This window comes from Mesorhizobium robiniae (genome assembly GCF_040545535.1).
In the GTDB taxonomy this organism is placed as follows: domain Bacteria; phylum Pseudomonadota; class Alphaproteobacteria; order Rhizobiales; family Rhizobiaceae; genus Mesorhizobium; species Mesorhizobium robiniae.
The window spans coordinates 356,229-369,975 of sequence record NZ_JBEPMC010000002.1 but is presented as its reverse complement, the minus strand read 5'-3'; the positions used below and the strand labels follow the sequence as shown (position 1 = coordinate 369,975).

Annotated in this window: 16 protein-coding genes, 1 tRNA gene and 1 pseudogene; 7 read left to right on the top strand and 11 right to left on the bottom strand. The window is 63.1% G+C overall.

Annotation, left to right across the window (positions count from 1 at the left end):
* The first annotated feature begins 32 nt into the window (after positions 1 to 32).
* The 7 genes and pseudogenes from ABID19_RS06185 to ABID19_RS06155 form a co-directional block, all read left to right on the top strand.
* Positions 33 to 1,601, top strand: coding sequence for a putative B6 ABC transporter ATP-binding protein (locus ABID19_RS06185; protein ID WP_354488865.1), 1,569 nt, complete (start codon positions 33 to 35; stop codon positions 1,599 to 1,601).
* A complete protein-coding gene (locus tag ABID19_RS06180) occupies positions 1,598 to 2,695 on the top strand; it encodes a putative B6 ABC transporter permease subunit 2 (protein WP_354488863.1) in 1,098 nt (365 codons plus the stop codon). Before ABID19_RS06185 ends, ABID19_RS06180 begins: the two co-directional genes overlap by 4 nt.
* A gap of 2 nt (positions 2,696 to 2,697) precedes the next feature.
* Complete coding sequence (locus ABID19_RS06175) at positions 2,698 to 3,633, top strand: putative B6 ABC transporter permease subunit 1 (RefSeq protein ID WP_354488861.1); 936 nt, start codon at positions 2,698 to 2,700, stop codon at positions 3,631 to 3,633.
* 47 nt (positions 3,634 to 3,680) lie between these two features.
* The gene (gene pldA, locus ABID19_RS06170; protein WP_354488859.1) at positions 3,681 to 4,487 is read left to right on the top strand and encodes a 4-pyridoxolactonase; all 807 of its coding nucleotides are present in this window, start codon (positions 3,681 to 3,683) and stop codon (positions 4,485 to 4,487) included.
* 25 nt (positions 4,488 to 4,512) lie between these two features.
* The gene (gene ppaT, locus ABID19_RS06165; protein ID WP_354489480.1) at positions 4,513 to 5,691 is read left to right on the top strand and encodes a pyridoxamine--pyruvate transaminase; all 1,179 of its coding nucleotides are present in this window, start codon (positions 4,513 to 4,515) and stop codon (positions 5,689 to 5,691) included.
* A 38-nt stretch (positions 5,692 to 5,729) separates the two neighbouring features.
* A complete protein-coding gene (gene pldH, locus ABID19_RS06160; RefSeq protein ID WP_354488857.1) occupies positions 5,730 to 6,476 on the top strand; it encodes a pyridoxal 4-dehydrogenase, SDR-type in 747 nt (248 codons plus the stop codon).
* A gap of 134 nt (positions 6,477 to 6,610) precedes the next feature.
* A pseudogene (locus ABID19_RS06155) lies at positions 6,611 to 6,661 on the top strand (hypothetical protein); the annotation flags it as partial.
* A gap of 117 nt (positions 6,662 to 6,778) precedes the next feature.
* On the opposite strand, the gene ABID19_RS06150 reads toward ABID19_RS06155, so the two are convergent.
* The 11 genes from ABID19_RS06150 to murA form a co-directional block, all read right to left on the bottom strand.
* On the bottom strand, positions 6,779 to 7,021 hold the full coding sequence (locus ABID19_RS06150) for a hypothetical protein (RefSeq protein ID WP_354488855.1): 243 nt from the start codon (positions 7,019 to 7,021) through the stop codon (positions 6,779 to 6,781).
* Positions 7,022 to 7,190: 169 nt separating this feature from the next.
* On the bottom strand, positions 7,191 to 7,418 hold the full coding sequence (locus ABID19_RS06145) for a hypothetical protein (protein ID WP_354488853.1): 228 nt from the start codon (positions 7,416 to 7,418) through the stop codon (positions 7,191 to 7,193).
* A gap of 385 nt (positions 7,419 to 7,803) precedes the next feature.
* A tRNA-Phe gene (locus tag ABID19_RS06140) sits at positions 7,804 to 7,879 on the bottom strand.
* Between the two features lie 197 nt (positions 7,880 to 8,076).
* On the bottom strand, positions 8,077 to 8,274 hold the full coding sequence (gene yacG / locus ABID19_RS06135; protein ID WP_352937315.1) for a DNA gyrase inhibitor YacG: 198 nt from the start codon (positions 8,272 to 8,274) through the stop codon (positions 8,077 to 8,079).
* Between the two features lie 31 nt (positions 8,275 to 8,305).
* On the bottom strand, positions 8,306 to 8,932 hold the full coding sequence (locus tag ABID19_RS06130; RefSeq protein WP_352937314.1) for a Maf-like protein: 627 nt from the start codon (positions 8,930 to 8,932) through the stop codon (positions 8,306 to 8,308).
* Between the two features lie 27 nt (positions 8,933 to 8,959).
* Positions 8,960 to 9,178, bottom strand: a complete 219-nt coding sequence (gene infA, locus ABID19_RS06125) for a translation initiation factor IF-1 (protein ID WP_006200926.1) — start codon at positions 9,176 to 9,178, stop codon at positions 8,960 to 8,962.
* A gap of 195 nt (positions 9,179 to 9,373) precedes the next feature.
* The gene (locus ABID19_RS06120; RefSeq protein ID WP_354489478.1) at positions 9,374 to 9,841 is read right to left on the bottom strand and encodes an arsenate-mycothiol transferase ArsC; all 468 of its coding nucleotides are present in this window, start codon (positions 9,839 to 9,841) and stop codon (positions 9,374 to 9,376) included.
* 1 nt (position 9,842) lies between these two features.
* Positions 9,843 to 10,328, bottom strand: coding sequence for a UPF0262 family protein (locus ABID19_RS06115; protein ID WP_354488851.1), 486 nt, complete (start codon positions 10,326 to 10,328; stop codon positions 9,843 to 9,845).
* 6 nt (positions 10,329 to 10,334) lie between these two features.
* The gene (hisD, locus tag ABID19_RS06110) at positions 10,335 to 11,627 is read right to left on the bottom strand and encodes a histidinol dehydrogenase (protein WP_354488849.1); all 1,293 of its coding nucleotides are present in this window, start codon (positions 11,625 to 11,627) and stop codon (positions 10,335 to 10,337) included.
* A gap of 10 nt (positions 11,628 to 11,637) precedes the next feature.
* The gene (locus ABID19_RS06105) at positions 11,638 to 12,069 is read right to left on the bottom strand and encodes a DUF2948 family protein (protein ID WP_352937310.1); all 432 of its coding nucleotides are present in this window, start codon (positions 12,067 to 12,069) and stop codon (positions 11,638 to 11,640) included.
* A 311-nt stretch (positions 12,070 to 12,380) separates the two neighbouring features.
* Positions 12,381 to 13,673 (bottom strand): UDP-N-acetylglucosamine 1-carboxyvinyltransferase, encoded by a 1,293-nt coding sequence (gene murA, locus ABID19_RS06100; RefSeq protein WP_354488848.1) that lies wholly within the window; start codon positions 13,671 to 13,673, stop codon positions 12,381 to 12,383.
* Positions 13,674 to 13,747 lie beyond the last annotated feature (74 nt).

The window sequence follows — 13,747 nt, the reverse complement described above, 5'->3', positions numbered from 1 at the left end:
CGGAAGTTTCCCGTTTCTCAGGACTGGCTTTCATGAGCAGTGTTTCCTCATCGTCCCTCGACAATCGCGACATCGTCGCGCTCGAAGGCGTGACCAAACGCTTTCCCGGCATTGTCGCCAATGACAGCATCGACCTGTCGATCCGTCCCGGGGAGGTGCATGTACTTCTCGGCGAGAACGGCGCGGGAAAATCCACCTTGATAGGCATGCTGTCTGGACTGCAGCAGCCGGACGAGGGACGCATACTGGTCGACGGCCAGCCGACGCCGATCACCTCGCCGCGTCATGCGCTGGCGCTGGGCATCGGCACGGTGTTCCAGCACATGATGCTGGTACCGACACTGACGGTGGCGGAAAACCTTCTGCTTGGCGGGCCATGGTGGCAGCGCCCCAGGACCGAGGAGCTTGAGGCGCGCGTGGCCGAGATCACCCGCAGTCTGGGCATCACGGTCAAACTGCATGCCAAGGTGTCGGAGCTTTCGCTGGGCGAGCAGCAGCAGGTCGAAATCCTGCGCGCCGTGGTGCGCAATAGCCGCTTGCTGATCCTTGACGAATCCACCTCGATGCTGACGCCAAAAGGCATCGACGAGCTGGGCGCGCTGATGCGCCGACTTGTCGAGCAAGGGCTGGCGATCGTCTTCATCACCCACAAGCTCAAGGAGGCGGCGGCTTTCGGCGACCGCATCTCGGTGCTCAAGCTCGGCCGCAAAGTCGGGGAGATCCCGCCAGAGCGGTTTCGCGTGCTGGGCGAACAGGAGATCATCTCGGAGATCGTGGAATTGATGTTCGGCAAGCAGAAGGATGATCCGGAAGCCGTCGAGCGTCCCATCCGAACGGTCCGAGCCGAAGCGCCTCCGCTGCTTCAGGTTACCAATTTGGCGGTCGCGCCGACGGACAACGCACCTGGCCTGTCGTCGATCTCGTTCGACATTCGCCCGGGCGAGATCCTAGGCATAGCCGGCATAGACGGCAACGGCCAGAAGCAGCTGGCGGAAGCAATAGCCGGCCAGCGCACGGCGACCGGCGGCTGTGTGCGGCTGGACGGCGCTGCCATCGAGACATTGAGCGTTGGCGAACGCCGCCGGCGCGGCCTTCGCTACTTGACCGACGACCGGCTGGGCGAGGGCACTGTCGGCACCTTCCCTGTCTCGATCAACTTCTTTCTCAAGCAGGTCGGCGAGGCCCCGTTCTGGCGCAAGGGCGTCGAGCAGCGCGCTGAGATCGACAAGCGCGCCGGCCAGCTCGTGCGCGACTATGATGTGCGCACGCCCAGCCTCAAAACGCCCGTGGCGCGGCTGTCCGGCGGCAACATCCAGAAGGTGCTTCTGGCACGAGAACTCGCTGAAGGCGCAAAGGTGGTGATCTTCAACAAGCCGACCTACGGGCTCGACCTCGCCAACACGCTGGCGTCGCGCCAGCGCATCCGCGATACGGCGGCACGCGGCCTTGCCGTGCTCTTGATCTCCACCGACCTCGAGGAACTGCTTGGCATGTGCGACCGCATCGGCGTCATTGCCAATGGGGCGTTGGTAGGCATCGTCGAGAATGCCGACGACGCGCGCACCAAGGTCGGCCGCCTGATGATCGGACTTGCCGCATGAGCATCGATACCGCCCCCCAGGTCAATGTTACCGCGCTCGAAGCGACCAGCGGGGCGGCCACGCGTCGCGACATCCTGCATCGGCTGCTGATGACGCTCGGTCCGATCCTTATCGCTCTGGTGATAGCCGGCTGTATCCTGCTTGCAGTCGGCGTCAACCCGCTCGCCTATTATGGCTTTGTGCTGGAGAAAGGACTGTTCTCACCGCTCGGCATCCAGCAGACGCTGACGCGCATGGCGCCACTCCTGTTCCTTGCCGCCGGCCTGATCGTGGCCTTTCGCGCTGGCATGTGGAACCTGGGCGGCGACGGCCAATTCCTGCTCGGCGCGGTGACGGCGGCCGCCTGCGCCCCCGTGTTCGTTCAGATCATGCCGGGCTGGCTGGCGCTGACCTGCTCTTTCCTAATAGCCATGGCGGTGGCGATGATCTGGTCGCTGGTGCCGGCACTGCTGCGCGCCTACCAGGGCGTCAACGAGATCATTACCACTCTGATGATGACGTTCCTTGGCACCTCGCTTGCCAATGTTCTGGTCAAGCTGGTGTTTCGCGATCCTAACACGACCGTGCCGCAGACCCGCACGCTGCCCGTGGAGGACCGGCTGCCGCGCCTGTTCGAGACGACCATCACCAGTGGCCTGCTGCTTGGGCTGGCGGCGATCATCGTCGTGCATCTGGTGATGACCCGTACGGCGTTCGGGCTGAAGCTGAGGATCGTCGGCGCCAATCCGCGCGCGGCGGTCCACTCGGGGCTCAACGTCCCGGGCCTGACCGTTGCTGTCTTCGCCATTTCGGCTGGGCTGGCCGGGCTTGCCGGCGCTGTTGATATCGTCGGGGTCCAGGGCAATGTCCGTGCCGACTGGAATCCCGCCTACGGGCTCGCCGTCATTCCTGCCGTATTTCTCGCCCGCATGAACGGCTTTGCCGCGATCGGCTTCGTGTTCCTGCTTTCGGTGCTGTCGATAGGCGGCGAGAGCGCGGCGCGCAGGCTTGGCGTGCCCAATCATTTCACGCTGGTGCTGGTTTCCATCGTGCTGATCGTGCTCGCACTCGCCGAATATTTCGATCATCGATATAGCCAGTCGCGGAGGGCCTAGGCATGACCGGACTCTTCAACGAAGTCTTCCTCAGCGCGCTGCTGTTCGGCGCCGTCACCGCTGCGATCCCGCTGCTGCTTGCCGGGCTTGGCGAGCAGATCTCCGAGAAGGCGGGTGTGCTCAATATCGGCATAGAAGGGATGATGCTGGCCGGCGCCTATCTAGGCTTCGTCGGCGCCTTCTATTCGGGCTCGCTGTGGCTGGGCTTTCTCACCGGTGCCGCCGGCGGCGGCGCGGTAGCGCTTGTCATGGCGCTGCTTTGCGTGCGCATCGGGCTGAACCAGATCGTCATCGGCATCGCGTTGACCCTGGGGCTGGAAGGGCTGACGGCACTGCTCCACCACTTCCAGTTTTCACGCAGCTACCCGCGCCTGCCGGCGGCGGATGCAACCGTCATTCCACTGCTTTCAAAGATCCCGGTGATCGGGCCAGCATTCTTTCAACATCATCTGATCGTGTATCTCGCGGTCGCACTGGTTTTCGGCATGGCTTATGTCTACCGGCGCACGCAGTTGGGGCTCAACCTGCAGGCGGCGGGCGACAAGCCGGCCGCGCTCGATGTCGCCGGCATCGACGTCGTGCGGACCCGTACTGTCGCCGTGTTGACCACCGGAGCGCTGGCCGGGCTCGGCGGCGCCTATCTCGCTGACGTCGGGGCCGGGCTGTTCATTCCTTTCATCACCAATGGTGCAGGCTTTCTCGGCATCGTGCTGGCCATGCTGGCGCGCGGTCGCCCGATCTGGGTGCTGTTCGGCGCGTTGCTGTTTGGCGTGTGCCTGTCGCTGACGACGGCCATGCAGGTCGCCGGAATCAACATACCGACCGACATCATCCAGATGCTGCCGTTCCTGGCCGTGATGATCATGCTGGTGCTGTTTGGCCGGCGCGCCAGCCTGCCGGCTGCGCTTGGCATTCCATACGAGCGCGGTGCGCGCTGACCACGATTTCATGCGCGGACGGGACCCGCGCCAAATAGGAGGAAAGAATGTCGGATACCAAGGTCTACCTGCTCGACGGCGGCTCGCTCGTCCTTGATGGATATCATGTGTTCTGGAACCGGGGTCCTGGCGGCGAAGTGCGCTTCCCCGTCTATTCGATCCTGATCGAACATGCCGAGGGTCGGTTTCTGATCGACACCGGCTACGACTACGACCACGTGATGAAGGTGCTGCCGTTCGAAAAGCCGATCCAGGAAAAGCACCAGACCATTCCCGGCGCGCTGGCGCTGCTTGGCCTTGAACCGAAGGACATCGACGTCGTCGTCAACTCGCATTTCCATTTCGACCATTGCGGCGGCAACAAGTATTTTCCGCATGCCAAGAAGATCTGCCACCGGACCGAGGTGCCGCAAGCCTGCAATCCCGAACCTTTCGAGCATCTCGGCTACTCCGATCTGAGCTTTTCGGCGGAGGCCGCCGAAGCCCGTGGCGTGACAGCACAATTGCTTCCGGGAACGACGCGGGCGAATTCGACCTTCGAAGGCGTCGATGGCGACGTCGACCTTGCCAAGGGCGTCCGGCTGATCTCGACGCCGGGTCACTCGATCGGCCACTACAGCCTGCTGGTCGAGTTCCCTAGGCGCAAGCCGATAATGTTCACGATCGATGCGGCATATACGCAGAAAAGCCTCGAAACCCTGTGCCAGGCGGCCTTTCACATCGACCCCGTCGCAGGCGTCAATTCGATGCGCAAGGTGAAGAAGTTGGCCGAGGACCATGGCGCCGAGCTGATGTACTCGCACGACATGGAGAATTTCAAAACCTACAGGACAGGCACGCAATTCTACGGCTGATCGCCGTCAATCGGGAGACAACATGATGCGCTATCTCGAACACGCCGATCCGGTCATCACGTTGACCGCGGGGCCGGTGAACGCCTATGCCGAAGTGCTGCGCGGCCTCGGTCGCACGGTGCTCTACGATTACGACCCCGCGTTCCAGCTTTTCTACGAGAAGGTGGTCGACAAGGCGCAGAAGGCGATGCGCCTGTCGAACAAACCGGTCATCCTGCATGGCGAGCCGGTGCTGGGCCTCGAAGCCGCCGCAGCCTCGCTTATCGCTCCCAACGATGTTGTGCTCAACCTGGCGTCCGGGGTCTACGGCAAGGGGTTTGGCTATTGGGCGAAGCGCTATTCGCCACATCTCATCGAGATCGAGGTGCCCTACAATGAGGCGATCGATCCGCAGGCGGTTGAGGCAATGCTGAAAGCGCATCCCGAAATCACCGTCGTTTCCGTCTGCCACCACGACACGCCGTCCGGCACCATCAATCCGATCGACGAGATCGGTGCGCTGGTATCAGCGCATGGCGGCTATCTCATCGTCGATGCCGTCTCGTCCTTTGGCGGCATGAAGACGCATCCGCAGGATTGCAGTGCCGATATCTACGTCACCGGCCCGAACAAATGCCTGGGCGCGCCGCCCGGCCTCACGATGATGGGTATCAGCGAGCGGGCCTGGGCCAAGATGAAAGCCAACGAGGCAGCACCACGCGCGTCGATGCTCAGCATCGTCGACTGGGAGCATGCGTGGTCGAGGGACGCGCCGTTTCCATTCACGCCGTCGGTCTCGGAGATCAACGGTCTCGATGTCGCGCTCGACCTCTATCTCAATGAGGGACCGGAGGCGGTGTGGGCGCGCCATGCGCTCACTGCCAAGGCCATGCGCGCGGGAGTCGCCGCGATGGGCCTGTCGATCTGGCCTGCCAGCGACAGCATCGCGTCGCCGACCACGACTGCCGTGCGCACGCCCGAAGGCATCGACGAAAAGGCGCTTCGCCAGGCCGTGCGTGCCCGCTATGGCGTGGTTTTTTCGTCAGGGCGCGGCGAAACATTGGGAAAGCTGACACGCATCGGCCACATGGGTCCAACCGCCCAGCCGATCTATGCGATCGCGGCGCTGACGGCACTTGGCGGCGCGATGAACGCCTTAGGCCAGAAACTCGCGGTCGGCAAAGGCATCGACGCGGCGCTGGCCGTTATCGACGCCGACGCGTGAACAGACATCAGCAGATCACGGAACGAGGGAGCATTTTCATGACTGAGCGGCTCGCAGGAAAGACGGCGCTGGTTACGGGCGCCGCGCAGGGTATCGGCAAGGCCATCGCAGCGCGGCTTGCCGCCGACGGGGCAACCGTCATCCTCAGCGACATCAATGCCGAAGGCGCCAAGAGCGCGGCCGCGACTATAGGCGGAAAGGCGAGGGCGATCGCGGCCGACATTTCCGACCCGTCATCGGTGAAGGCACTGTTCGCCGAAATCCAGGCCCTGACCGGGGGCATCGATATTCTCGTCAACAACGCAAGCATTGTGCCCTTCATTGCCTGGGACGATGTCGATCTCGACCATTGGCGCCAAATTATCGACGTCAACCTGACCGGTACCTTCATCGTCAGCCGCGCAGGCACTGACCAGATGCGTGCGGCGGGCAAGGCCGGACGGGTGATCAGCATCGCATCGAACACCTTCTTTGCCGGCACGCCGAACATGGCGGCCTATGTCGCGGCCAAGGGCGGCGTCATCGGCTTCACCAGGGCGCTGGCCACCGAACTTGGCAAATATGGCATCACCGCCAATGCGGTGACGCCTGGTCTGATCGAGAGCGACGGCGTCAAGGTAAGCCCGCACAACGAGGCGTTCGGTTTCGTCGAGATGCTGCAAGCCGTAAAAGGCAAGGGACAGCCCGAGCATATTGCGGACGTTGTGTCATTTCTTGCCTCGGACGATGCGCGCTGGATGACGGGCCAGACGATCAACGTTGATGCAGGAATGGTCCGATATTAGGTCGTAACTCATAGGCGCGTAGCCACAGTCGGATTAAGGCAAGTTGGACCATAGCGAGGAAGTTGACTCGCGAGCTTGTCATAGCGGGTTGCGTTGTGAACCGGGTTGGCAAAGTCCGCGATGTGGCCGGCAAGATGCTGGCGAAGACAACTGATCGACATGCTGAAAGCTATCGCGACCAGGTCACGTTGGCGCTGCTCAATCCTCTGACCCGTCTTGGGGTCTCTGAATACGAGCAGGCAGCTCGGCGCGTTCTGGTCGGCCGTCCAAGTCGAGATGATCAGGCAGTCCTATCGTGGCAGTCAGCCTGGCGGGACCGCTGCGTGACCCGTGCGAACTGTGTCCGTGCTTTCGGGATCGATCTTCGTCAGCCGCGATCTCGCCTCGATGACGCGCCGTTGCGCGGCCCGTATTCTGCTGCACAGCGCGATATTGATACCGACACCGCAGTCTTCATCCAGCATCTCGTTCGCACGCTCGAGGGAGCGCTCCGCCCGGTTAAGCCGCTGTCGGGCTTTCGCCAGTTCCATATCCAACAGTTCCATGATTCCGAATCCATTGCGGTCCCTTCGGTTGGTAAACCGCTTGTGGTCGCCGTTGGTTCCGCCTGTTCGCGAGCATGGAGCCCAGACGGTCGATGTGGCTGGAACAGTTCTGGAGCGAGTGGTCGCGCCACTGGACCCAAGGTCGCGACGAATGAAACGCCGGCGCAATTCAACCCGCGCTACGTCCTTCAAAGCTGGGGGAATCGATTTTTACCAAGCGGTCTGCGGCCTCGACCGCAATTCGCATCCTGCTGCGCAGCGCGAGATTCTCGGCCAGCATTTCTTCAGTGCGTTGAAGCGCGAGTTCGGTCCGGTGGATGCGCTGCCTGGCATTGGCAACTTCGGATGTCAAAATATCGGCCGCTATCCCGTGGCCCCGGGGTTCCATCGTGTCCATGGATTTCCTAACACATGGGGGCCGACATGGTTCCCTGATGTCGTGCGAAACGGGGTGTCGCAGTTCCTCTATCAGTGGGGTGCGGGGGCGCAGCCACTGTTATGTTCAAGCGCTTGCTCCGCGCGCGATAGCCTATCGTTCCGCTACTGCGCTCATCTTCGGAGCGTTCCGGTGAAGCTCGGTTTAGTCTGCTCCGGCGCATTCGAAGCAGCCGGCGACAGGAAACCCATGGAAATCAACGGTACCCGTTTGCAACATGGCGCGACATGAACACCGGCCGTTGCTGCAACCAAGTATCCCGCAAAAAAACCCTTCGGGCCAAAAGTGTTACCGATGTCTCCGGTATAAACCGTAACCTATGTGTCCGGAACGGACCGGAATGGAATGGTGCCCAGAGGCGGATTCGAACCACCGACACGCGGATTTTCAGTCCGCTGCTCTACCAACTGAGCTATCTGGGCCTGTTCCGGCACGCGGGCAGTCTGCACACCGGATTTCATGAAGGCACCGCAGGCGCCCTTTGAAAGCGCGTGGGTTATAGCACGGGAATCCGGGCTGTCCAGCGCTTAAGCGTTGATTTCAAGCGGGAAACGAGGAGTTGCTCGACAGGCCGATTCATCGGGCGCGGTCGAGACCGGCGGACTGCTCCCGAACGGCTTCATTTGGGAGGATCGCCGTCCGTTTCTTCCTCATCGTCGCGGGCCGGAATGACGTAGGCGCCCTTGAGCCAGCGGTTAAGGTCGATGTCCTTGCAGCGCGCCGAGCAGAATGGATAGGTCTCGCGTGCCGATGGCTTGCCGCATTCGGGGCAGGGCCGCTTGGGGCGCAGCGGCGTGACCTTGTCGTCCGGGCTCATGGTTGCCCCGAGTTCATGGTTGCCCCGAAATTCATGGCCGAACCGACTGCCAGTTGGCGTGCACCTTGAACCCTTCGCCGGTCAGCAGCGCCACCGTCTCATAGAGCGGCAGCCCGACGACATTGGTGTAGGAGCCGACAAGCTTGACGACGAAGGCGCCGGCCAGCCCCTGCACGGCATAGCCGCCGGCCTTGCCGCGCCATTCTCCCGAGGCAACATAAGCGTCGATCTCGGCGCGCGGCAGCCGCTTGAAACGCACCCTGGTCTCGACCAGCCGCTGGCGCAGCTTGCCGCCCGGCGTGATCAGGCAGATGCCGGAATAGACCCGGTGCGAACGGCCGGACAGCAGCCCGAGGCAATTGGCGACGTCGTCGAATGTTTCGGCCTTGGGCAGAATACGCCGGCCGACGGCGACCACCGTGTCGGCGGCCAACACGAAGCTGGGCGCATAGTCCTCTTCGCTCTGCAGCGAGGCCAGCGCCTTCTCGGCCTTGTCCTTCGACAGGCGCTTGGCCAGCGAGCGCGGATGTTCGGCGCGCAGCGGCGTCTCGTCGACACCGGCCGGCAGCACGCGGTCCGGCTCGATCCCGGCCTGCTGCAAGAGTTCGATCCGGCGCGGCGAACCCGAGGCAAGCACGAGCTTCTGCAAAATGCTCATCGCGATCCCGGCCGAACTCTGGCGATCTTACTTGAAACGGTAGGTGATGCGGCCCTTGGTCAGGTCGTAGGGTGTCATCTCGACCAGGACCTTGTCGCCGGTCAGCACGCGGATGCGGTTCTTGCGCATGCGGCCGGCCGTGTGGGCGATGATTTCGTGTTCGTTTTCAAGCTTCACCCTGAACATCGCGTTGGGCAACAATTCCGTGACGACACCCGGAAACTCGAGGACTTCTTCCTTCGGCATTCGATACCTTTGCTTGGATGGGATTCCCAGCGCCTAGAACATGATGCCGAAAAGTGTGAAGCGGTTTTCGGACGACATCATGCTCTACTTCTTTAGAGGCGGATTCAGACTTCAGGTCGAACAGACCTGAAATCATCCGACTCCAGCCGGAATTTGGGCGGAACCTATATGATAATCGCGCGCTTGTGAACATGCTTAATCAGCGCCGTTTTTTGCTTCCGGCGCCAGAAAACGGCTGGATATCCGCGCCTTCAGCCGTTCGCGCACCTCGCGATAGGCGGCCATGATCTGCTCACGCGTGCCGCCCACGTCGGTGGGGTCCGGCATCGGCCAGTATTCGACGTCGACGGCAAGCGAGCGGGTAAGCTCGAGCGCGGTGTGATGCGCCTCCGGCGACAGCGTGACGATCAGGTCGAAATAGTCGTCCTCGAGGTCGTCCAGCGTTCTCGGGTGTCGCCCACCCAGCGAAAGCCCGTCCTCGGCCAGCACGGCGTCGACGAACGGGTCGCGTTCGCCGCCGCGCACCCCGGCCGATGCCACGAAAGTGGTCGTCGGCAGCGCCTTGCGCGCCAGCATCTCGGCCATCGGCGAGCGCACGGCGTTCATGCCGCAGACAAACAGGATCGAGCGGGGCAGGATCGCGCGGGGCAGAGGGGCTGGCAGTTCAGCCTCGCCAGTGCAGCACGCAGACCAGCGTGAACAGCCGTCGCGCCGTGTCGAAATCGATGTCGATCTTGCCGGCCAGCCGGTCCATCAACGTCTGCGAGCCCTCATTGTGCAGGCCGCGCCGGCCCATGTCGATCGCCTCGATCTGGCTGGGCGTCGAGGTGCGGATGGCGTCGTAATAGCTTTCGCAGATCATATAATAATCCTTGACGATGCGCCTGAGCGGCGTCAGCGACAGGATATGGGTGACCACGGTCGCGCCGTCCTCGCGCGTTACCGCGAAGACCAGGCGGGATTCGGCCAGCGACAGCTTTAGCCGGTAGGGCCCAGCGCCGTCGTCATTGACCGGCTGGAAGCGGTTCTCCTCGATCAGGTCGAAGATCGCCACCGCCCGCTCATGCTCGACATCGGGCGTCGAACGGCCGATCGACTCGTCGAGTTCGACATCGATCAGCCTGGCATGGGTTCGATCGTAGTCCGACATGTCAGTCTACATGTTCAGCCGGATAGTGACGGAGCGTCCATGCGCGTCGAGGCCTTCCGCCTTGGCCAGCGTGATGGCCGCCGGCGCCAGCGCCCGCAACTGCTCCGGCCCGAGCTTCAGGATCGAGGTGCGCTTGACGAAATCGAGCACCGAAAGTCCGGACGAGAAGCGCGCCGAGCGCGCCGTCGGCAGCACGTGGTTGGAGCCGGCGACATAGTCGCCGATGGCTTCCGGCGTATGGCGGCCGAGAAACACGGCGCCGGCATTGCGCATCCGCGCCAGGAAGGCTTCCGGCTCATCGATGGCAAGCTCGACATGTTCGGCCGCGATGCGGTCGACCAGCGGCAGCGCTGCCTCGATTCGGGGAACGAGGATGACGGCGCCGAAGTCGCGCCAGCTCGCCGCCGCCGTCGCGGCGCGAGGCAGGCTTTTCAACTGGCGTTCGACCGCCCGTTCGACCGCCGCGCCAAAGGCAGGATCGTCGGTGATCAGGATCGACTGCGCCGACACGTCGTGCTCGGCCTGGGCAAGCAGGTCGGCCGCGATCCAGTCCGGATCGTTGCTGCCGTCGGCAACGACGAGCACTTCCGAAGGCCCGGCGATCATGTCGATGCCGACGGTGCCGAACACCTGGCGCTTGGCCGCGGCGACATAGGCGTTGCCGGGTCCGACGATCTTGGCGACCGGCTTTATCGTTTGGGTGCCATAAGCGAGCGCGGCGATCGCCTGTGCGCCGCCGACACGGTAGATCTCGGAGATGCCGGCAAGATCGGCCGCCACCAGCACCAGCGGCGGCACCTCGCCGCCTGAGGCAGGCACAACCATGGCAATGCGCTCGACGCCGGCGACCTTGGCTGGAATGGCGTTCATCAGCACCGAGCTCGGATAGCTCGCCGTGCCGCCGGGCACATAGAGCCCGACCGCCTCGATCGGCGTCCAGCGCGAGCCGAGCTCGACGCCGGCGGCGTCCGTATAGCGGTCATCCTGCGGCAGTTGCCGCTGGTGATGGGCGCGGATGCGCTCGCGCGCGAATTTCAGCGCTTCGACCGTCTGCGGATCCGCCGCATCGTACGCCTTGGCAATGTCATCCTTGGAGACGGCAATGCCGAGCTTGGTCAGGTCGCCGCCGCCGAATTTTTGCGTGTAGTCGACCAGCGCCGCGTCGCCCTCGGCGCGCACTCGTGCGATGATCTCGCGCACCACCGCGTCGACGTCCGCCGAGACCTCCCGCTTGGTCAAAAGGAACGCGGCAAAACGCTGCTCGAAATCGGCATCGGACTGGCGAAGGGTGATGGCCATCTTGCGCTGCTCAGGCTCTGTGGAAGGGGCGCGAGGTCGCTTCCCAGGCGCCGCCGATGTCGGCGAGCCGCGCCTCGATGCATTCGACATCGAGCATGATCGCGCCGCCGCCTGAAAAGATCAGCTCGACAATGCCGGCAGGCTTGTCGAGGGCGAGGAAGCTGATCGCCAGCAGCGACAGCACCTCATCGGGCTTGTCGCGGGCAATGCCGCTGGTCTTGGCGCCGAGCACGCGGTCGAAATGCAGCACGCTTTGCCGCCGCTCATTGTGCTGGCGGAAGAAACCGGATTTCGCCTCCCAGACGAAGCGGTTCATGGTCATCACGAAGCGCTTGAGGGCCGGCATGTATTCGAGGTCGCCGACCTTCAGCACGGCGTCCTGGACATGGGCCGAGACGATGCTCAGATCCTGATCGTCGAGCGCGACAAGCTTGAGAGCCATGCGGATTTCGTACCTGAAAGTTGACTATTCAACCTCCTGTTAGAGCATGATCCCAGAAAGTGGAAACCGGTTTTTGGAAAAGATCATGCTCCAGGCAACAAAACAGCCGGTCTTGGCGATCCGTGCAACCGCGCCAATCGCTTCAGGTTTGCGCTGCCCTCATCGCCCTACCGGGCACGTCTCCCCGTATAGTGAAGGGGACAAGGACGCCTTGGCACAGGATTTCGCCAATCTCCAGAGTTGCAGAAACGGAGCCGAGGTTGTGGCCAGCCCCTTCTCCCCGTTTAGCCCTAGGGTCCTGCCGATTTCGGTTAAGCCGAGATCCGCTCGATTACTGCGCCGCAGCCGGACAGCTTTTCCTCCAGCCGCTCGAAGCCGCGGTCGAGATGATAGACCCGGTTGACCGTGGTCTCGCCCTCGGCCGCCAGGCCGGCGATGACCAGCGACACCGAAGCGCGAAGATCGGTCGCCATGACCGGGGCGCCCTTCAGCTTCGAGACGCCGTCGACGATCGCCGTCTGGCCGGAAAGCGTGATGTGGGCGCCGAGCCGGGCGAGCTCCTGGACGTGCATGAAGCGGTTTTCGAAGATTGTCTCCGTGATCCGCGACTTGCCCTTGGCCATGGTCATCAGGCCCATGAACTGCGCCTGCAAATCGGTCGGGAACGCCGGGAACGGTGCCGTCGCCACGTCGACCGGCGCAATGCCGGCGCCGTTGCGCCGCACGCGGATGCCGGAATTGGTCTGCGTGATTTCCGCACCCGTCTGCGAAATCACGTCGAGCGCGGTCTGCAGCAGGTCGGCGCGTGCGCCTTCGAGCACGACGTCACCGCCGGTCATGGCGACGGCCATCGCATAGGTGCCGGTCTCGATGCGGTCGGGTATCACCCTGACGCGGGCGCCCGAAAGCGCTTCGACGCCGTCGATGGTGATGGTCGCGGTGCCGGCGCCGGAAATCTTCGCGCCCATGGCGTTGAGGCAATCGGCAAGGTTGACGATCTCGGGCTCGCGGGCGGCGTTTTCGAGCACCGTCTCGCCCTTGGCCAACGACGCGGCCATCATCAGCACGTGGGTGGCGCCGACCGATACTTTCGGGAAGACGTAGCGGTTGCCGACAAGGCGGCCGTTCCTGGTCTTGGCGATGACATAGCCGGTGTCGACGTCGATATCGGCGCCCAGCACCTGAAGGCCTTCCAGGAAAAGATCGACCGGGCGCGTGCCGATGGCGCAGCCGCCGGGCAGCGACACCTTGGCCTCGCCCATGCGAGCAAGCAGCGGGCCGATCACCCAGAAAGATGCGCGCATCTTCGAGACCAGCTCGTAGGGTGCCGTGGTGTCGACGATGTTGCGGGCGGAGAAATTGATGGTGCGCGAATAGCCCTCCTGCTGCTTTTCGCGGCGGCCGTTGACCGAATAGTCGACGCCATGATTGCCGAGGATGCGGATAAGCTGCTCGACGTCGGCAAGGTGCGGCACATTTTCCAGGGTCAGCGTGTCGTCGGTGAGCAGCGAGGCGATCATCAGCGGCAGCGCGGCATTTTTCGCGCCCGAGATCGGAATTCTTCCGGCAAGCTTGTTGCCGCCGACAATTCTGATGCGATCCATTTGAAGAGGGTCCCCTCGGCCGAAAGGCCGGTTTTCAATCGGTTGAGTCTGTTGCGGCCCGTCTAGACCATTGG